The following is a 19,113-nucleotide window of genomic DNA, read 5'->3' as shown; positions in this document are numbered from 1 at the left end:
AATTGGCGCGCAAGCGGAAATCAAACATGAAAGCGGAGTTACTAAAATACGATTCAGGGAACGTTCATAGGGTTGCCTTCCCTCGATTCGAGTGTCGATACATATGTCTGACTACGAACTCGACCCACTTCCGTACGACTACGACGCTCTCGAACCACACATCTCCGAACAAGTTCTCACGTGGCATCACGACACCCACCATCAGGGCTACGTCAACGGATGGAACGCCGCAGAGGAGACGCTCGCAGCAAACCGTGACGCAGGCGAGTTCGGTTCGTCTGCTGGTGCGCTTCGGAGCGTAACGCACAACGGCTCGGGTCACATCCTGCACGACCTCTTTTGGAACTCCATGTCGCCCGAAGGTGGCGACGAGCCAGAAGGTGCGCTCGCAGACCGCATCGCTGAGGACTTCGGCTCCTACGACGCCTGGAAAGGCGAGTTCGAAGCAGCAGCAGGCGCAGCAGGTGGCTGGGCACTGCTCGTTTACGACTCGTTCTCGAACCAACTGCGCAACGTCGTCGTCGACAAGCACGACCAGGGCGCACTCTGGGGCTCCCAACCGATTCTCGCACTCGACGTCTGGGAACACTCGTACTACCACGACTACGGCCCGGCCCGTGGCGACTTCGTCTCTGGCTTCTTCGAGGTCGTTGATTGGGAAGAGCCGTCTGCTCGCTACGAGCAGGCCGTCGAACGCTTCGAGTAACGAGACCACTGCAAGACGACTTCTTCGAATTTTTTTCGGGGCGAACGCTGACGGTTGGCGGTGGCTATTTGTCTACTTAGCCAACAGGTACGAGCAATGACCGAAGGTGCGCGAATCGTTGACGTCGAAGAGGTTCCCGAACGCCGTTCCTATCTCTTCACAGTAGAAGACGGCTATACGAACGAACAAGAGATAATTCTCGTTCGGTGTGAGAAAGACCCCGGAATAAAAGCGTGGGTCAATATGTGTACGCACGAGAACCAACGGTTCGACCGTGGCTTCGGCGCTGCGATGAGAGATGGCGAGATAATCTGTCCAAAACACGGCTCGATGTTCGATGCCTGCTCTGGCGGATGTGATAACGGTGAGGCAGCGGGAACAACACTCCCTGGCGTCGAGATAACAGTCGATAGCGGGAGCGTCTTTCTGAGCGATAGTGCGTACACGTACCTACACGAAGGTGGAATCGAAGAAGACGACGAAGACAGTGGGCCAAGTTCGACATCGCACATCGGGTTTTAGATAATCGTCAGGTGTCTCGTCTCGCGGTAGGCGTGTAGAAGGTGTTGTTTAGAATACATTAATGGAATCAGCACGTGATAATCTCCAGTATCAGGATTTGATTTTCGGCAGTATTGTAATTATTTAGTAACTAGTTCAGAGCCGAATTGTTCACAGATATAGGCGAGATAGAGCCTAATAATGACACTACAGAGAACACATGTCACACGCATTAACAATCAATGGTTTTATGATATTTAAAATTAATTAATCTCGGTATCGATGTCACCCCAGATGAACGTCTACCTGATTCCGCTCCTCTTTGCAGGCGTGGTTGCGCTCATTCAGGGGACGTTCATCTTCTCACGTCGACGCGAGTTAGATTCACCCGCACTGGTCCCCTTCTTGGGAGTTGCCGTTGCCGCTACGCTGTGGGCACTTGGCTACGCATTTCAGTTAACCCAAACTAGCCAGCAATGGTTCGTATTCTGGGGTATTATCGTACTCGCAGGCGTCGTACTAATGTCGATTAGCTGGCCGTTGTTCGTCTTCCGATACACCGGCTGGATTCATCGATTAGATGGGCTGCGTGTCGTGCTTTTCGCCGCCCTCCCGATACTCTCGTTTGTCGGGGTGTTGACGAACAACTATCACGGCCTCGTGTACGAGAACTCCGGGTTCGACGCCACCGGAACCATCCCAGTGCTGACCGCAGACCCCGGTCCATTACTGATTCTATTTCTTGTTTATACGTTCATATTGGACATCGTCGCGGCCGGAGCATTACTACGATATGCGTGGATAAAATCCGGCGCAGACCGAAGACAATCAATCCTCTTGCTGGTCGCAGGTGTGATTCCATTTATAGTCAGTTTTTTGACGGCAAGTGGGTTCGTGACCTCGACGCCAGTCGATTTGACGCCAGTTTCGTTCGCATTCACGACAGTCGTTATCGGGTGGGCACTCTACCACTACCGGTTTCTCGATTTAGGGTCGATTGGTCGAAATCGTGTCATAGAAGAGATGGAAGATGCGATGGTCGTGCTGGATACGTCCCACGAGGTTGTGGATTTGAACCCTGCGGCAACAGCGTTATTCGATACTACCAAAACAGCCTCTATTGGCGCACCTTTTGAAGCGGTTTGGCCAGCAGGAAGTACCCAAATGGCGGAGGTGAGCGATGGAACCTCGGAGGTAATTATCGAATCTGTAGACTCCACACAGTTCTTCGACGTGAGTATCTCGCACATCAACGCAGGACACGAAGAGCCGGTCGGCTGTGTCGTTCACATTTCGGATATCACCGAACGGCACACCGCCCAACGTCGCTTTCAGGCACTCATCGAGAAGACGACGAACGTCGTCGCAATCATCGACGAGGAGGGCGTTATTACCTACGTCAGCCCGTCCCTTGCCGATGTGCTGGGATACGACCCGGAGAGAGCGTGTGGAATAAACATCTTCGATATCATCCACCCTGACGACCGAAAAGAGACCTACACAGCGTTCACGAAGGGAAAGCAGACGGACCAAACACCGCTGGTGGAGTACCGTATCCAGCACCAAGATGGGTCGTGGCGTCACATCGAGAGCGTCGGTGAAAATCACTTCGACGACCCAGCGATACAGGGGATGGTCGTCTCGGTCAGAGAGATCACAGAGAAGAAACTCGACCAGCAGCGACTCGAAGTCCTCAATCGTGTCCTTCGCCACGACCTTAGAAACGACCTCACCGTTATCGATGGGTACACGTCTCTCGTTCGAGAGACGATCGAAGACCCAGAGTTAGAACACTATCTCAGTATCGTCCTGAATAAATCGAGAGAACTCACGGATCTGAGCAACCACGCACGCCAAATCGAGAAGACCATCCGTGCCGGAAAAACCGCAACCGTGACGAACGTCTCCATACTCGTAAATCAGCACGTCACGGAAACATCGGCCAGCAACCCAGAAGTCGAACTGACGACCGAAATTCAACCCGAGACGTACGCACTTGCAGGTCGATTGCTCCCTGTTGCATTTGACAACCTGATGGAAAACGCGCTTAAGCACTCTGACGAGGAGACCCCAGAAATCTGTGTGACCGTCGAATCTGTCTCAGAACAAGGGGCACAGTACGTGGACATCCGCGTTGCCGACAACGGGCCGGGAATCCCGGAGAGTGAGCGCCGAGCATTGGAGACTGGAACCGAAACTCCGCTCGAACACGCCAACGGAATCGGCCTGTGGCTCGTCCACTGGGTTGCAACCCAGATGGAAGGTGAACTCCAAATCCGTGACAACGAACCCAAAGGGAGCATCGTAACACTCCGTCTCCTTCACGCAGTCCCAGAGTCTGAGAGAGCAGGAAGTGAGAAGCAAACAGATGGTAGTTCGGGGTTACAGTACAACACTGATTCAAAAGCGTTCGAGGCCAAGTAGCACATTTCGAGACCAGTGAAGACATCTCGAAGCCTATACCACGAGTTGATGAGTGACGCTTACAGCCCTGCGTACGGGTCAGGCTTTGCGTCGGTCAACCGCGCGACTTGTTCGTCTGAGAGTTCGATCGTCGCTGCCGCGAGATTCTCTTCGAGTTGGTCGGTCGTCCGAGCGCCGACGATAGGTGCAGTGACACCATCGCGATGCATCAACCACGCGAGTGCAGTCTGTGCAGGGGAAGCGTCTACTTCGTCGGCAACTTCGTCGAGGACGTCGTGTACGTCGAAGTTCTCTTCGGTGAGATAGCCTTTCTCGAATCGACTCGATTCGGCGGCCCGGGATTCACCAGTCAGCCCCTCTTCACGAGAGTACTTCCCAGTCAGGAAGCCTTGGCCAAGTGGACTCCACGGACAGACCGCAATTCCGTAGGACCGAGTCATTTCGAGGTAGTCGCCCTCGATTTCGCGGTTCACGAGGTTGTACCGGGGTTGTGAGACGGTGAACGGTTCCCAGCCATTTTCGCGGGCGATTTCGTTCGCCTTTGCGATTTTCCACGCATCAGGCCGTAGTGTCGATGCACCGAGATAGTGTACTTTCCCGTCTTCGACGAGTCCGTTGAGCGTCTTCATCATCTCGCGGGTGGGTGTATCGTCGTCCCAGCGGTGGATGTAGAGGATGTCGACGTAGTCGGTATCGAGACGGTCGAGGAGGGCGTCGATTCGGTGACGGATGTTCTTTCGGTTCGTCCCGATGCTGTTCGGGTCTCCGCGTCGAATCTCCCAGTAAATTTTGGAGGCAATCGTGAATCGTTCGCGGTCGCGCTCAGAGAGCCATTCGCCAATCCACTCCTCGCTTTTGCCGAGACCATACACGTCCGCGGTGTCGATAAAGCGACCACCCGCGGCCTCGTAGGCGTCGAGCAACTCGTGGGCGCGTTGTTCGTCGATTTCGACGTTCCCTTCTTCGGTCTTCTTGCCGAACCGCCACGTTCCGAACTGGAGTTCACTCGTCTGGAGACCAGTCTCACCGAGTGGGACAAATCCTAACTCTACGTCTTCGGTCGAAGTCATAATCGCCTTGGTGTACGGCGAATCGAACGAAAAGCGTTGGGAAGGCGGAGATAGGCCAGCCTCAGGAGTCATACCCGGGAGTCGTCCCCGGTGAACCCACTGTGCGACTGTTAGGTTACGTAGATTGTATCGCCAACTTCGTACAGATAGCCTTTCTCCAAGAGTTCTGCGAGACAATCAGTAACGCCGTCGGCAGACTGCAATCTCGAACGTGCAGTCGTCGCAGGGATTCCGTCGTCGTGCTGTTCGACGACTGATTTCAGGAAACCGTATGCTCGTTTCGCGGAAGGCGAAAGCGGTGTATGTTTGTTCCGCGTTGGGTGCATGGCGTTCAGTACACGCAGGTTCGTAGCCATTCCTGATGAAACTACGTGTCAAACAGGTTTGGTGAACGATTGGGAGGTATGGAGAACATGGGTGGCATGTGGTCACAGTTATTATGGGGGAGCGTCCTACAGAACCGGTACCGAGCGTATGAGTTGTACAGACAAGACAAGGGAAGACACAGTCTGTTTTAGGGGCACGTAGCGATGCTTCGGGCGACGATTCTCTTGGAGTTGCGTGAAGATTTCATCCTTTCAGAGGTGAGCAGTCTTACGAACGGACCAGTTATCGTGACGAACTGTGAGGTTCTCGGTGATCACGACATCCGATTCGTCGTGAGCGCAGGCGACAACCGCAACGAGATGGCAGCACTACTCGAAACGAGTGACGTCGTCACGGACGTCGAGTTCGTCGGCGACGACCAACTCCTGATTACGAAGCAGTCCTCCGGAGCATTGCCGATAATTCGAGAGAATCACGCACGACTCCAACGGATGAGTCAGTTTTACGGAACCTCGCGCGTGTTCGATATCGTCGTCTTCAGGCGAGAAGACCTCAAGACGATTATCTCGGAATTTCGAAAACTTGGAACGGTCGAACTCCGGAAGTTGAAGCCGTTCTCTGCGCCCTCGACACGACTCTCAGCGCGACAGGCAGAAGTCATCGGATACGCGCTCGAACACGGCTACTTCGACTGGCCACGCAGAACCACCGTCGAGGCGATTGCTGCCGAGTTCGACCTGACCCGCCCAACCGTATTAGAACACCTGCGAAAGGCTGAGAAAAAACTTCTCAGCGATGCACTTGCTGATGCGACGACGCGAACGAAACCAGACCAGGTGTAGCGAAGGCTGGCCGAAACACAGGAAGAAAAAGACACCATAGCCGCGTCTACGGATTGCGGCTGAGACCCCTTACACTCCTAAAATAGACTGTTATTCTAGATATTCGCTTATAAAAAGCCAACAAGGGTAGGCACCATTCACGTGTCGTATACCGGTGTACATTTGTTTGCAATTACCATGACAGACAGCACCAAACAATCACGTGGTGGGAAATCAAAGCAATCGAGAACGTCACGGCGACGATTTCTAACAGCGGTCGGTAGTGCGGCGGCGGTGACAACAGCAGGATGTCTCGGTGGCGGTTCTGGTGGCTCGAACGAACCGATTCGATACCTCTCAGACCGTGGTGATTCGAAGGAAGTGATGGACGAAATCATCGCCGAATTCGAAGAGGAGACAGACCACACAGTGGAGATGATTTACACGGCGAAAGGAACCTCCTCAGACGCCGAGATGCAGAAGATGGTGGCCGCTGGAAACCCACCGGACCTTCTTTTCGACACATCGACAGACGCGTACAGACTGCAACGAGACGGTGTGTTGGCACCCGTGACGGGCGCAGTGGAAGATAACGACTTACCAGACCCCGTCAACGTGGGTGGCGACTCCTACTTTGCCGCGGCGATGGTCGAACCGTTGATGGCGTGGTACCGTAACGACATCTACACCGAGAAACCGTCGTCGTGGAGTGAGTGGGCCGAAGCAGCAGCCGAAGTGTCTGCCGAAGGGTCCATGGAGGGCTACGTCGTCCAATCGGGACAGACGAACAACGCCGACACCCAGATGACACAGTACCTCTGGCAGAACGACGTGGATGTCTACGGTGGCCCGTCGGACGATATCGAAGTGATGCTCGACTCCGACGGGAACCGAGACGCTGCAATCGAGACGTTCGAATGGATTCAGTCGATGGCAGAGAGTTCACCGAACGGCTCAGGGTGGGGTTGGGGCGACGCAATCGGCGCACTCCAGCAGGAGAACGCCGCGGCCATCGCCAGCGTCGGGGGGCTACCCGTGCTGACGATTCAAGCCAACCGACCTGACCTCGTCGAGAAACTCAGTCCGATGGGTTTCCCAGTACCGAGCGGGTCCGGACAGGACAAGTGGTGGGCTTACATGGAAGGTCACCTCGTCCGCAACGACGGGCAGAACACCGAAGGCGCACAGGCATTCGTCGAATTCTTCAATCAATCGTCGCGGTTTTACGACTTCATCCTCTCGGCACCGCTGTTCCAGTTCCCGCCGACTCGAGAACAACTCGATTCGCCTGAGGTCACCGAGAACGAGGTTATCCAGCAGTTCCCCGAGGTCATGGACCTCGTCCGAAACAACTGGGACGCGTTCACGACAGTTCTCGCAACCGGCGAAGGTGGCGCACCGAACATCGTTGCCGCGGATGCATACAGTGAACAACTCTTCGGCCAAGCCGCAGACCAACTGCTCGTCGGCGGGTTAACTCCCGAAGAGACGGTCGATTGGTTGGCCGATGAACTCCGCGGATTACAATGAGTACGGCGCTCAAATCGCGGCTATCGGCGGTTCAGACTGCGCTCCGAGAACGCGAACTCGACGGGACGACACTCCTGCTGGTGGCGTGTTTCGTCCCGATGCTCGTGTTCTTCCTCGCGGTGTGGGCGATTCCAATCGTCTACGCGTTGGGGATGAGCCTGTTCGAATCGCCGATTCGAAACCCATCGTTCGTCGGCTTCAGTAACTACACGGCACTCCTCGGCGCACCCGAGTTCTGGGACTTCCTCTGGAACAGCGTCGTCTACGCAGTCGCGACCACCGGACTAAGTCTCGTCATCGGCCTCGGCCTCGCACTCGTCATCAATCAGAAAATTCGTGGCGGCGACGCCTTGCGGACGCTGATGATTTTCCCGTACCTCCTGCCGACGCTCGTCGTCATATTCATGTGGAAGTTTATTCTGGACCCCAACATCGGGATTCTCAATCAGGCACTCGTTGACCTCGGCCTCATCGACAAGCCAATCGCGTTCTTCTCCACGCTCGAGTTCGCAATGCCTGCGGTCATCATCGCAAGTGTGTGGAAGTTCGCAAGTTTCTCGTTCTTCATCCTGCTCGCGCGACTACAGGCAATCGACCCCGACCTGTACGAACGGGCGCGAGTCGAAGGTGCCTCGACGTGGCAGGCGTTCAGGGACATCACGTTCCCGCACCTCCGCGGGGCGATTCTCATCATCCTGCTCGTCCGTGGCATCTGGATGTTCAACAAGTTCGACATCATCTACCTCTCGACGCACGGCGGCCCGCTGAAAGCGACGACGACGCTCCCGATTCGTGTCTACCAACTCGCATTCAGCGAGGTAAACTTCGGACTGGCGACGGCACTCGCGGGAATCATGTTCTTCCTGCTGGCGGGCGTCGCAGTCGTCTACTTCCGGGCGTTCACCCCGGAGAAAGAGGTGGCCTGAAATGGCGACCTCAAAGTCGAGTGCTGGCGAATCGACGTCGAGTGAGAAGTCAGCCAACGGAGGTCTCATCTCTCACGAGACCCAAAAGCGCCTCCAACGCGTCGCCGTCTACCTGACGGCACTTCTCATCTCGATATTCACCATCATCCCGGTGTACGTCATGGTAGTTATCGCAATTCAACCGCCCGCCGCAACGTTCGCTGGTGGGCGCGTCAACTTACTGCCGACGGCACCAGCATTACGCAATTTCGTCGTCTTGCTGACCGAGACAGATACCGTTCGGTACTTCGTCAACAGTCTCATCGTCACGCTCGGTTCGACCATCCTCTCGACGACGATTGCAGTGGCCGCAGGCTACGGCCTGACGCGCTTCGACTTCGCTGGCAAGTCCATCGCGGCGCGTGCGGTGCTGTTCTCCTACATGTTCAGCCCAATCGTGTTGGCAATTCCACTGTACGTCGTCTTCTCGACGCTCGGATTGCTCAATAGTCACTTCGCGCTGACGCTTGCTCTCACTGCCATCTCAGCACCCTTCTGCATCTGGCTCATGTGGCAGTACTTCCAGACGGTCCCTATCGCGCTCGAAGAATCCGCGTGGGTTCGTGGTGCGAGTCGTTGGCGCACGGTCAAAGACGTCGTTCTCCCCGTCGCTCGTCCAGGGTACATCTCCGCGGCAATCTTCGCATTCGCCGTCGCGTGGAACGACTTCACGATGGCCCGCGTCGTGATGAGTCGTGACGAGATGTACACCATCAACGTGGGTGCATCGCTCTTCCTCGACCGCGTTAGTATCGGCTGGGGCGAGACCATGGCCGTCTCGCTTCTCATTGCACTTCCACCGTTCCTCATCGCACTGTTCCTACAACGGTACCTCCTCCAGGGCTTCAGCGTTGGAGGCCTCGAATAATGGCAACAAAAATTCACATCGAATCCGTCACGAAGGAGTTTCGCACCCTCGGAAACACACACGTCGCCGTCGATGACCTCACACTCGACATCCCCGAAGGCTCGTTTACGACCTTCGTCGGACCGTCCGGGTGTGGGAAGACGACGACACTCCGAATGTTAGCAGGGTTAGAGACACCAACGTCCGGGTCGATTCAGTTCGGCGAAACGGACGTGACAGACCTCCCACCACAAGAACGGAACGTCTCGATGGTGTTCCAGTCAATTGCGCTCTATCCACACATGTCCGTCCGCGAAAACATCGGCTACGGACTGAAGATTCATGGCGTCCCCACAGCCGAGCGAAACGAACGAATCGACGAAGCAGCCGAAGTACTGCAAATCGAGGAACAACTCGAAAAGATGCCCGCCGAACTCTCGGGCGGCCAGCAGCAACGCGTCGCGCTCGGCGGTGCGTTCGTCCAAGACCCGGACGTACTCCTCTTAGACGAACCGATGTCGGACCTCGATGCAAAGCTCAAATCGGACCTTCGCGTCGAAATACAGCGGCTTCACCAAGAACTCGATACTACTGTCGTCTACGTCACCCACGACCAGACCGAGGCGATGACGATGAGCGACCAAGTCGTCTTACTCCGGGAAGGTGAACTTGCACAGGTTGACCCACCAAAGCAGTTGTTCGACTATCCGAACTCGGACTACGTCGCCCAATTCATCGGCATGCCTTCGACGAACGTAATCGACTGTACTGTCGAGACAGGAGGCGGGACGACGGTACTCAGCGGATCAGACATCTCAGTTCCGCTGCCTGCAGATATCGAGACAATACAGTCCGAACACGTCAAACTCGGAATTCGACCCCAATATCTCGATGTCGGGACGACCGGAGATTATTCGTTCTCACTCGACGTCGAAGTCATCGAAACACTCGGAACGGAGTCGGTCGTTCACGGCCGTCTCGACGACGGAAGCAAGTTCGACGTGGTGAGTGCGAACGTCGATGCCGTTTCGGCAGGCGACCAATTGGACGTCTCGTTCGACTTTTCGGACGTCTTTATCTTCGACCAAGCGGGTGAGACGATTCTCTTCGGTGCCGAACACACGAAAGAGGCAGAATCAGCCCCCACTGGGAGCAGTCAATAATGGACGGTGTTAGCGACGACAACACACACACGGCCAGCGCGAAATCGGATTCGTTGCCGCTCGATGACGTACTCGTACTCGAACTCGGCCACATCATCGCCGGACCGTTTTGCTCGATGCTGCTCGCAGACCTCGGTGCAGACGTCATCAAAGTCGAACACCCGAACGGTGGCGACCTGATTCGTGGGTCCTCTCCGGTTGGGAATAGCTCGTTCAACTACGTCAATCGTGACAAGCGAAGCCTCACACTCAATCTCAAGTCGGATGCCGCCTTGGAGGTGTTCTTCGACCTCCTCGAAGAAGCAGACGTCCTCGTCGAGAACTACGCACCGGGAACCGCAGAACGGCTTGGAATCGGTTATGACGACCTGAAGAAACTGTACCCAGAACTCATCTACTGTTCGATTAAGGGATTCAACCCCGGCCCGTACGAGTCGTACCCTGCACTCGACCCGATTGCGGAGGCGCTCTCGGGGTTGATGAGTGTCACGGGTCACGAAGGTATGCCGCCCGTTCGCTCTGGGACCAGCATCGCCGATATGGCGGCCTCGTTCTACGGGGCGATTGCTGTCCTCGGTGCGCTCTTCCGCCGGGTTCACACGGGGACAGGAACCAAAGTAACTGCACCGTTGTTCGAATCGACGGTGTCGATGATGGGCTATTGGCTCGCCTACACCGAAGCCTACGACGATGTTCCTGGGCCGATGGGAGCATCACATCCAAATTGGGCACCGTACGACGTGTTCAAAACAGCAGACAACGAGTGGGTGTTCATCGGTCCCTCTGGTGAACACCAATGGCACGCGTTGTGTTCGGCACTCGATTTGAACCTTCAGACAGACTCACGGTTCGAGACGCTCGAAGAGCGCCGCGAGAACCTCGACGAACTCATGGCGATTCTCCGACGGACGTGTAAATCCCATTCGTCGGAAACGCTCGTTTCGCGACTCCGCGAGGAGGGCGTGCCGGTCGCGAAAGTCAACTCTGTCGATGAAGTCATCGACGACCCGCACTTACAGGCGACCGACTTCTTCACCGAGGTCTCTGCTGCCGAAGGGACCGACCGCCCGATGCAGATACCACGGTTCCCCGTCGTGTCCAGTGAGTTCGGACGTGTTGATTCGGACGACCCACCGAAACTTGGCGAACACACCGAACCAATCTTGTCGTCGCTTGGCTACGACAAATCAGATATCGAACATCTCCGAGAAGACGGAGGTCTCTGAATGTCCGGCCCCGTACTGCTCGACGTGACGTGTCGAGAAGGAGAACAGCGCCCCGGAAAGTCATACACGACAGACCAGAAAATAGCCGCCGTCAACGCACTCGATACACTCGGCGTCGAGTACATCCAGGTTGGGTTTCCCATTGCAGGAACACAAACCGCTAGCGTTTGCACCGGTGTCGATGTTGAAGCGAAACTTACCGGGATTGCTCGCTCTGTTCCCAAGGACATCGAAGCGGCGGTCGAAGCAGGGGTCGATGTAATCGACGTATTCGCCCCGACGAGTGAACGTCAGCGGTCGGAACTGCTTGGGAAAGACGAAGAGGAACTCCACTCACTCGTCGGAGAGACCGTCGATAGGGCCAACGAAACTGGACTCGAAGTTCACTTCACAGCGATGGATGGCTTCAGAACCGATATCGACGTCCTTTCCCGACTGTTCGGGTCAATCGAGACGGAGTATCTCACCATCGCAGACACAGTTGGTGCAAAGACGCCGTTCGAAGTCTCGAAGTTCCTCGACGAACTGCCGACGAGTCCCCGTCGCCTCGGTGTTCACTTCCACGATGACTTGGGCGTTGCAACCGCGAACGCGCTTACTGCCATTAGCTACGGAGTCGAGAAAGTGGACGTCTCAGTCGGTGGAATTGGCGAGCGAGCGGGGAACGTCCCACTCGAAGAGTTTGTCGTCTCAGCGGAGATGAGCGACGCAGTCTCGTCACCAGCATTGGAGCATACGAACCTCATTCCGCGGTCGAACGACGTACTGGATGCACTCGATGAGTCTGTTCCTCCTGAGAAATCAGTTCTCGGTGGGGATGTGTTCTCGCACGAGTCGGGGCTCCACACCGCCGCGATGTTAGACGACCCCAGAACTTTCGAGCCGTTCGACCCCTGGGGGTTTGGTGGGACGAGAAGGCTCTACTTCGGCCCACAGAGTGGAACGGGTGCAGCACGGCGACTGCTCGAACGTGTTGGAAAAGAACCCAAGAGAGGACAAGTGGAGGCGTTACTCGGTGAACTGCACGAACTCGACGAACCCGTTCCGAAGGATGAGGCTCTCGAACTTGCTCGAGGAGTCTAAGAGGAAGAGACGAATACAAACCACGATTGGTCTCGTTTTATCTCCACTTCCTTTGACATCTTCTCTCAACTTCTTTTGAATCTAGTTCTAGAATAGAATAGAATAGACTAGAGTAGGTTATTCTAGGAGAGATATGGACTGGGATAGTTGCATCTCGCTCGTCGTTCGTTGGTTGCTATCTCTGTGACACCGCGTATCGTGGCTTCGGCTATCGATTTTCTTCGCACACACACCACCTTCGCGTTTGTAACTGGCACGCGAGACTCTAGTCAAATTTGGCACACACACCTACCTCGCGTTTGTAAATTTTGAGGCAAGAAACACCGCATAATCGCTGTTTTTGAGACTACCCCTACGCCTTTTTGCGTTACATTCGCGAGGGTGGTGTGTCTGCCACGGTTGAACTCCGACACAGTTACATCCGCGAGGGTAGTCCCCGCGGCAATTCTTACAATCGCGGAGGTACCCCCTCCGACCACATACATTCGCGAGGGTACCCTCGGCATTACAACCGCGAGGGTGGTGTCTGACGCCATTACTTGCGCGACACTACCGAATCGACGCTTCTCCGTGAATCACGGCTCAATACCATGTTTTCGTCTCAAATTCGTGCCCCTTACAAACGCGACGCCACCCCCTTAGCTTTATTATCATGCGTTTGAATAACGAAGGCACATGACATCCAGTGAGATTGATGGGGATGGTCGAGACCCTCTCTTCAGATACGACCAACCCATCTTCGCGAACGAGGATATTCTCAAAATCTCGCACCTCCCTGGGCCGGATAAGATCGTCGGGCGGGACGACCACATGGCGAAAGTCGCCCAAGCACTCAACCCTGCGATCTTCGGCCGTGAGCCGACACATCTGTTCATCTTCGGGAAGACCGGTTCTGGAAAGACACTCACCGCGAGACTCGTAAGTGAGCGATTACAGAACGAAGCACGCAACGAAGAAGTCGAAGTACAAATCGCCGTCATCGACTGCGGTGAGCAGAACACCGAAGCGTCAGTTATCAAAACGCTCGCTTCACAGGTGAACAACCCTCACAAGAGCGGGATGACGATTCCAGAGCGTGGCCTCTCCACTGGCGATTACTACAATCGACTGTGGCAGGTACTCGATACCTGCTCAGACGTGGCCATCGTCATCCTCGACGAAATCGACATGCTTCGAGACGACGAGGTTCTTCGCAAACTCTCGCGCGCAGGCGAGAATCAGAAAATCGTCGATTCTCGGCTCGGTATCATCGGTATCTCGAACAAAATCGACTACCCCGAAGAACTCACCGAGCGCGTCAAATCGAGCTTTTCGCACGACGAACTCGTCTTCCCGTCGTACGATGCGAACCAACTCCGTGAAATTCTCGAAAATCGGCGCGACGCGTTCAAACCCGGTGTCCTCACCGACGACGTGATTCCGCTCGCGAGCGCACTCGCTGCACAAGAACACGGTGACGCGCGCAAAGCAATCGACATCCTTCGCAACGCTGGTCGCATCGCGCGCAAGGAAAACGCAGAGAAAGTCACCGACGACCACGTCCGCGCTGCAAAAGAAAAGAGTGAGGCAGACCGATTCAGCGAACTCCTCGAAGGGACCGCCACACAATCGAAGGCGATTCTCTACTCACTGGTCCTCCAAACCGGTGGGAGAAAGACTGCTGAAATCACGACGAACAAAATCTACCGACAGTATCTCCAAGTTGCAGACGACCTCGATATGGACCAACTGTCCGAGCGCCGAGTTCAAGAACTCTTACAAGAACTCGACTTCCTCAACGTTATCCAGTCAGAAGTTCGCGGACGCGGGCGCGGTCAAGGAGTTCACGGCACCCACCGCCTACTCGAAGACCCCGATATCGTAAAGCGTGTCCTCCTTCGAGACAGCCGAATCTCGACACTCGAATCCGACGAGTGAGACACACTCCGCGGAGGCTTTAGTTCTCGACTCGCTACGTCGTGTATGGACTCCGACGAAAACCATCGCGGCTGGGCGAGCCGTTCTGGTGATTTTTCACCCGCGTACTACGCGGATATCGGCCCGAACGAGGTCAGCGAGACACTTGGCGATATCTTCGAGCATTACGTCCCAAAAGACGCGAAGATTCTCGAACTCGGATGTAGTTCAGGCCGACACCTCGCCCACCTCCGAGGGAAGGGATACAAGAACCTCACCGGTATCGACCTCAACGACGAATCGTTCGAAGTGATGGCCGAATACTTCCCGCGACTCGCCGAAACGGGAACGTTCCACACCGGTGCAATCGAAGATTTCGTTCCTGACCTCCCCGACGACTCCTTCGATGTCGTCTACTCTGTCGAGACGCTTCAGCACGTACATCCGGACGACACGTGGGTCTTCGACGAATTGGCTCGCGTCACCGCTGACTTTCTCATCACGGCTGAAAACGAAGGCAACAGTCCGAACCGTGGCCGGGAAGGTGCTGAAGTGAGCTACGTCAACGACGACTTCCCTTTGTTCCATCGCAATTGGAAAGGGGTGTTCTCGGACCGCGGCCTAGTTCAACTGCTCGCCGAACCGGGAAAGCGAGATACGGTTCGCGTCTTTCGGACACTCTAGTTCTGAACTCCCGTATCACGTCAAATTCTCATCTCACCTCACCTCATATCATATCAGTTCCTCCCGTGTAGGAGAAATACGACGTGAGATCCATCGTCGAGAGCATTCCAGCGACGCTTCCGTCGTCGTTGACGACGGGGAGATGGTGGATACCGTATCTAATCATCTTGGCAGCAGCGTCGCCGAGGCTGTTGTGTGTGCCGATGGTGACTACTTGATTGGTCATGAACTGCGAAACTGCTGTGTCTGCTCGTAGTTCGCCATCTGAGACGAACTTGGCGAGGTCCGTCGTGGTGAACACTCCAACCGGGTGGTCGTTTTCGTCGACGACAACGAGCGACCCAACATCCTCCGATAGAAACGTCTTTGCGGCATCCTCGACAGCCGTGTCGGTTGTGACAGTGAGAACGCCGGATGTCATGAGTCGTGTGACCGCGGTTCTCTCCTGCTCCATGCCACTATTGATGCGGGATAATCGTTAATAATTGTCGGCGGTTCAACTATTTCTTCGAAAAACAGTAAACAGTGATACCTCCTCTCCTCTCCTCTCCTCTCCTCTCCTCTCCTCTCCTCTCCTCTCCTCTCCTCTCCTCTCCTCTCCTCTCCTCTCCTCTCCTCTCCTCTCCTCTCCTCTCCGACTACCTGCGAAAAAATCCGACGTTCGCTCTGCCGCTATTCTATGTCTATCGAGCGTGCTTCGTCTGTTTCGATTTTCGGAAGCGTCACCGTCAACACACCGTTTTTCATGCGCGCGGTCACGTTCTCTGGGTCGACGGCGTCCGGCAGTGAAATCGACCGTTGTTCGGTCTTGTGTCGTCGTTCGTGGCGGATGTACTGGCTGTCTTTGTCTTCTGTCTCTCGTTCACGCTTCGCGTCGATGCGGAGCATGTGGTCGGTCACACTGACTTCGACGTCTTCTCGCTCGAATCCCGGTAAATCGACGGCGACGATGAAGTGGTCGTCGTGTTCGACGAGATCGACAGCCATCGATTCTTCACCCATCCACGGCATACTGGGCTCGTTCCACTTCCACGACCGAGAGGCGTCGCTGAACTCTCGGCTAAGTCGTTCGAAAATTCGCTCTAATTCGTCGAATGGGTTGTTGCGTGAACTCATGGTCTTTCCCGGAGGGAATACGACTGGAAGATGCAAATATTCGCTAGATGAGTCCAGCAAACTTGTACTCGAGAAAAAGATAGTACTCAGACGATGAATTACGCACCGCGTTTGACGGGCCCCGGTTTGGCGACCACCACCGTTTTCAGACCGCCGAACTCATCTCTTCTTAAACGGTGATTTTGCGTTCTCTGGAACGCTATCTGGGCGGGCGATTATATTTTCGCGCCCGATACTAATCTTCTCAATCGTGCCGTCGTCCGCCATCCGAGACAGAACGCGACTGACTTTAGACTTCGACCAGCCGGTTCGCTCGACGATGACCGACTGGCGAAGTTGTCCTTCGTGTTCGTCGAGCAAGTAGAAGACGTATGCTTCGTCGTCCATTGGCTGTTCTCCCAGTTGCGAGCCAGAAGTGGGTGATGAGCCGCTGTCACCGTTGTTGCTCGTCGTCGCCATCCCACCACGTCGGTCTGTATCCTCTTCCTGTCGATATCTAAGGAGACGACGTGGCGATTTCCACCATCCAAGTTGGCTCCCAACAAAGATGGCGACGCCGAACAATACAACTGACCCAACGACCGCGCTTGCCATCATCACGTCTGGTTCGATAGCCATACCAATCGAATCGCCGGTCGAAACACGCGCATTGTTGGGGTCTGACCCTTCTTCGATTTCTGTTCCGTCACCAACGCCGTCACCGTCCGAGTCCGGATTTGTCGGGTCGGTCGAGTGAGCATTTACTTCTTTGCCGTCGGAGAGTCCATCACCATCGGTGTCGGATTCTGTTGGGTTTGTTTCGTACTTTGAAACCTCAGCACCGTCGGCGAGTCCATCTCCATCGGTGTCTGGTCCGGTTGGGTTGGTCTCGTGGATGTTCACTTCTTGACCATCTTCTAACCCATCGCCATCTGTATCTGCTGACTGTGGGTCGGTTTCGTACTCTTGGACCTCAGCACCATCGATGAGTCCGTCTCCATCAGAATCAGTCTTTGTCGCGTTCGTCCCATAGGTCGTGACTTCTTTGCCGTCGGAGAGTCCGTCGTCGTCTGTGTCTGCCGCCTTCGGGTTGCTCCCAATTTCGTTCACTTCGACACCGTCTGAGAGGGTATCGCCGTCAGAATCCGTCTCGGTTGGATTCGTATCGTACTGGTTCACTTCTTTGCCGTCGGAGAGTCCATCACCGTCGGTGTCTGCACGGAGGATTGCCGTCCCGAACTCTTGTTCGCGCTGATTGCCGAGTCCGTCTCCATCGGCGTCTCCTTCAGCGGGGAAGACCGTAATCGGCTTGCTCAGTGTTGTCGGCGTGCCGCTTTGGCCGGAGTTGGATACCTCGACGACGAGTTGGCGTTGGCCGGTTTCGTTGGTTGACCACTGTTCGACGCTGAATGTGACGCGCTCTTCGCCATCTGAAAGTTGGACTTGCTGACAGCCGAGGTTCGTGGTTGGGCCATCAGTTGCTTCGACCCGCATACAGACATCGTAGGTTCCACTATCGCCTGCGAGAACAGTAGTGAACTGGGTTGACTCCCACGCAGTGAGGTACGTTCGGTCTGCTTCCGTTGCTACGACACCAGGCCCGGAGTGTTCTATGGAACGGATTTCAACGCCATTCGCAGCGAGAGCCACGACTGGTGCCACACCCGAAAACACGAGTAGCAGCATAACGAGGAGGACACATCGAATCCGCGAGGGGCGCTGGACCGTCATGTATTTTCCCTGTAATCTGTGCAACGCGAGGACGCATAATGGTTTGTTTATATTTCATGAATTCGGGTGAAATTTGGCTAATTGACATCGCTTTCGTACAGAAAACAAATAAAATCTGTAGAATTAGACAATCAATACTTCGTGAATGTACTCGTATTCGAGTACGATTAGACTCTCATTCAACTCGCTCGGAAGGTTCGTAACCTCAGTCTGTTTTCCAGGGTCGTTTTCTCGGGTGTACTCTCGCATTGACCAGTAGTTACCACGGTGTTAAAACGCAGAGAGACGAACTGAGACAGATAATTTCTGACGTCTGAAGAACTCTCAAATTCGTCGGTAAAACAGTTCGAAACAGTCGTGAAACGGTTTCAGTTGTCGAAACGAGCGGGACGGGTATTCCGTATTATTTCTCCACGAACACGACAGTGGGAATGCAATGAAAGCAAGGCTCTCCAGACGGAAATTCGGCGCTAGCGTACTTGCAGCCACAGCAGCACTTGCGGGTTGTACTGGCCCCAGTGGTAGCGGTGAAACCGAGACCGAACCCGCGGGTGCGGATGAGACAACAGAGGAAGCGACGACCGAAGAGATGGCAGAAGAAACGACGACAGAAGAGACGACAACCGACGAGATGTCGAGCGAGAACGAGACGACGATGAACAACGAGACGACGACAGAGACGATGGGAAATGAGACGACATCGATGAACGAATCCACGACTGCGGAGACGACCATGAGCAACGAAACGACTGCCAACGAAACGACGACGAACGAGACGACCACAGAGAACTAAGAGACGGACACCCCAATCAATCGAAAGGCAACACCCCACTGACGCTCACCCTCCAACACCCCACTGACGCTCACCCTCCAACACCCCACTGACGCTCACCCTCCACACCTCCACATTACGGCCCTCCTATCCCGCTGACGATGGCCCTCCACTCATCGTCTGTGAATTCTTTTTATTTCCACACGTGTTCTGATTTCCGCAGACGTCGTGTATCTGTGCGTGTACGCCAACCGGTCACGAATAGCTTTGCA

At 55.1% G+C, this 19,113-nt stretch carries 18 protein-coding genes; 13 read left to right on the top strand and 5 right to left on the bottom strand.

Features of this window, described 5'->3' with window-relative positions:
* The first annotated feature begins 103 nt into the window (after window positions 1-103).
* From sod to ACK509_RS15135, 3 genes are all read left to right on the top strand, one after another.
* A complete protein-coding gene (gene sod, locus ACK509_RS15145) occupies window positions 104-706 on the top strand; it encodes a superoxide dismutase (RefSeq protein ID WP_410767391.1) in 603 nt (200 codons plus the stop codon).
* A 96-nt stretch (window positions 707-802) separates the two neighbouring features.
* The gene (locus tag ACK509_RS15140) at window positions 803-1,228 is read left to right on the top strand and encodes a Rieske (2Fe-2S) protein (protein WP_410767390.1); all 426 of its coding nucleotides are present in this window, start codon (window positions 803-805) and stop codon (window positions 1,226-1,228) included.
* Window positions 1,229-1,501: 273 nt separating this feature from the next.
* Entirely contained in the window at window positions 1,502-3,631 is a 2,130-nt protein-coding gene (locus tag ACK509_RS15135; RefSeq protein ID WP_410767389.1) for a histidine kinase N-terminal 7TM domain-containing protein, read from the top strand.
* Window positions 3,632-3,690: 59 nt separating this feature from the next.
* Here ACK509_RS15135 and ACK509_RS15130 read toward each other — a convergent pair whose 3' ends face one another.
* Both ACK509_RS15130 and ACK509_RS15125 read right to left on the bottom strand, forming a co-directional pair.
* The gene (locus tag ACK509_RS15130) at window positions 3,691-4,701 is read right to left on the bottom strand and encodes an aldo/keto reductase (RefSeq protein ID WP_410767524.1); all 1,011 of its coding nucleotides are present in this window, start codon (window positions 4,699-4,701) and stop codon (window positions 3,691-3,693) included.
* Between the two features lie 110 nt (window positions 4,702-4,811).
* Entirely contained in the window at window positions 4,812-5,027 is a 216-nt protein-coding gene (locus tag ACK509_RS15125) for a hypothetical protein (protein WP_410767388.1), read from the bottom strand.
* Between the two features lie 204 nt (window positions 5,028-5,231).
* Here ACK509_RS15125 and ACK509_RS15120 point away from each other — a divergent pair, with 204 nt between their 5' ends.
* The 9 genes from ACK509_RS15120 (at window position 5,232) to ACK509_RS15080 (ending at window position 15,243) form a co-directional block, all read left to right on the top strand.
* A complete protein-coding gene (locus ACK509_RS15120) occupies window positions 5,232-5,870 on the top strand; it encodes a helix-turn-helix domain-containing protein (RefSeq protein WP_410767387.1) in 639 nt (212 codons plus the stop codon).
* A gap of 273 nt (window positions 5,871-6,143) precedes the next feature.
* The gene (locus ACK509_RS15115; protein ID WP_410767386.1) at window positions 6,144-7,379 is read left to right on the top strand and encodes an ABC transporter substrate-binding protein; all 1,236 of its coding nucleotides are present in this window, start codon (window positions 6,144-6,146) and stop codon (window positions 7,377-7,379) included.
* Window positions 7,376-8,305, top strand: a complete 930-nt coding sequence (locus ACK509_RS15110; RefSeq protein WP_410767385.1) for a carbohydrate ABC transporter permease — start codon at window positions 7,376-7,378, stop codon at window positions 8,303-8,305. The genes ACK509_RS15115 and ACK509_RS15110 overlap by 4 nt, the downstream gene beginning before the upstream one ends.
* A gap of 1 nt (window position 8,306) precedes the next feature.
* Entirely contained in the window at window positions 8,307-9,212 is a 906-nt protein-coding gene (locus ACK509_RS15105; RefSeq protein ID WP_410767384.1) for a carbohydrate ABC transporter permease, read from the top strand.
* Window positions 9,212-10,354 carry an ABC transporter ATP-binding protein gene (locus ACK509_RS15100; protein ID WP_410767383.1) on the top strand — a complete coding sequence of 381 codons (1,143 nt, stop codon included), beginning with the start codon at window positions 9,212-9,214 and terminating at the stop codon, window positions 10,352-10,354. The genes ACK509_RS15105 and ACK509_RS15100 overlap by 1 nt, the downstream gene beginning before the upstream one ends.
* Window positions 10,354-11,580, top strand: a complete 1,227-nt coding sequence (locus ACK509_RS15095; RefSeq protein WP_410767382.1) for a CaiB/BaiF CoA transferase family protein — start codon at window positions 10,354-10,356, stop codon at window positions 11,578-11,580. The genes ACK509_RS15100 and ACK509_RS15095 overlap by 1 nt, the downstream gene beginning before the upstream one ends.
* On the top strand, window positions 11,581-12,663 hold the full coding sequence (locus ACK509_RS15090; protein ID WP_410767381.1) for a LeuA family protein: 1,083 nt from the start codon (window positions 11,581-11,583) through the stop codon (window positions 12,661-12,663).
* A 675-nt stretch (window positions 12,664-13,338) separates the two neighbouring features.
* On the top strand, window positions 13,339-14,580 hold the full coding sequence (locus ACK509_RS15085) for a Cdc6/Cdc18 family protein (protein WP_410767380.1): 1,242 nt from the start codon (window positions 13,339-13,341) through the stop codon (window positions 14,578-14,580).
* Between the two features lie 45 nt (window positions 14,581-14,625).
* Entirely contained in the window at window positions 14,626-15,243 is a 618-nt protein-coding gene (locus tag ACK509_RS15080) for a class I SAM-dependent methyltransferase (RefSeq protein WP_410767379.1), read from the top strand.
* Window positions 15,244-15,286: 43 nt separating this feature from the next.
* Here the strand turns inward: ACK509_RS15080 and ACK509_RS15075 are convergent, their stop codons facing one another.
* The 3 genes from ACK509_RS15075 to ACK509_RS15065 form a co-directional block, all read right to left on the bottom strand.
* Window positions 15,287-15,697, bottom strand: a complete 411-nt coding sequence (locus ACK509_RS15075; RefSeq protein WP_410767378.1) for a CBS domain-containing protein — start codon at window positions 15,695-15,697, stop codon at window positions 15,287-15,289.
* 218 nt (window positions 15,698-15,915) lie between these two features.
* Entirely contained in the window at window positions 15,916-16,359 is a 444-nt protein-coding gene (locus ACK509_RS15070; protein ID WP_410767377.1) for an Hsp20/alpha crystallin family protein, read from the bottom strand.
* Window positions 16,360-16,518: 159 nt separating this feature from the next.
* Window positions 16,519-18,000, bottom strand: coding sequence for a MarR family transcriptional regulator (locus tag ACK509_RS15065; RefSeq protein ID WP_410767376.1), 1,482 nt, complete (start codon window positions 17,998-18,000; stop codon window positions 16,519-16,521).
* A gap of 505 nt (window positions 18,001-18,505) precedes the next feature.
* On the opposite strand from ACK509_RS15065, the gene ACK509_RS15060 reads away from it, so the two are divergent.
* Window positions 18,506-18,862: a hypothetical protein gene (locus ACK509_RS15060; RefSeq protein ID WP_410767375.1), complete on the top strand. Its 357-nt coding sequence runs from the start codon at window positions 18,506-18,508 to the stop codon at window positions 18,860-18,862.
* Window positions 18,863-19,113: the final 251 nt, after the last annotated feature.

The organism is Haloferax sp. DFSO60, from assembly GCF_046557615.1.
GTDB lineage: Archaea > Halobacteriota > Halobacteria > Halobacteriales > Haloferacaceae > Haloferax.
This window is presented reverse-complemented; position numbering and strand designations above follow the sequence as displayed.

Bases quoted from the DNA above. Each gene is read 5' to 3' on its own strand.
- sod (WP_410767391.1), top strand. From the start codon at position 104: ATGTCTGACTACGAACTCGACCCACTTCCGTACGACTACGACGCTCTC.
- ACK509_RS15140 (WP_410767390.1), top strand. From the start codon at position 803: ATGACCGAAGGTGCGCGAATCGTTGACGTCGAAGAGGTTCCCGAACGC.
- ACK509_RS15135 (WP_410767389.1), top strand. From the start codon at position 1,502: ATGAACGTCTACCTGATTCCGCTCCTCTTTGCAGGCGTGGTTGCGCTC.
- ACK509_RS15130 (WP_410767524.1), bottom strand. From the start codon at position 4,701: ATGACTTCGACCGAAGACGTAGAGTTAGGATTTGTCCCACTCGGTGAG.
- ACK509_RS15125 (WP_410767388.1), bottom strand. From the start codon at position 5,027: ATGCACCCAACGCGGAACAAACATACACCGCTTTCGCCTTCCGCGAAA.
- ACK509_RS15120 (WP_410767387.1), top strand. From the start codon at position 5,232: ATGCTTCGGGCGACGATTCTCTTGGAGTTGCGTGAAGATTTCATCCTT.
- ACK509_RS15110 (WP_410767385.1), top strand. From the start codon at position 7,376: ATGAGTACGGCGCTCAAATCGCGGCTATCGGCGGTTCAGACTGCGCTC.
- ACK509_RS15105 (WP_410767384.1), top strand. From the start codon at position 8,307: ATGGCGACCTCAAAGTCGAGTGCTGGCGAATCGACGTCGAGTGAGAAG.
- ACK509_RS15100 (WP_410767383.1), top strand. From the start codon at position 9,212: ATGGCAACAAAAATTCACATCGAATCCGTCACGAAGGAGTTTCGCACC.
- ACK509_RS15095 (WP_410767382.1), top strand. From the start codon at position 10,354: ATGGACGGTGTTAGCGACGACAACACACACACGGCCAGCGCGAAATCG.
- ACK509_RS15090 (WP_410767381.1), top strand. From the start codon at position 11,581: ATGTCCGGCCCCGTACTGCTCGACGTGACGTGTCGAGAAGGAGAACAG.
- ACK509_RS15085 (WP_410767380.1), top strand. From the start codon at position 13,339: ATGACATCCAGTGAGATTGATGGGGATGGTCGAGACCCTCTCTTCAGA.
- ACK509_RS15080 (WP_410767379.1), top strand. From the start codon at position 14,626: ATGGACTCCGACGAAAACCATCGCGGCTGGGCGAGCCGTTCTGGTGAT.
- ACK509_RS15075 (WP_410767378.1), bottom strand. From the start codon at position 15,697: ATGGAGCAGGAGAGAACCGCGGTCACACGACTCATGACATCCGGCGTT.
- ACK509_RS15070 (WP_410767377.1), bottom strand. From the start codon at position 16,359: ATGAGTTCACGCAACAACCCATTCGACGAATTAGAGCGAATTTTCGAA.
- ACK509_RS15060 (WP_410767375.1), top strand. From the start codon at position 18,506: ATGAAAGCAAGGCTCTCCAGACGGAAATTCGGCGCTAGCGTACTTGCA.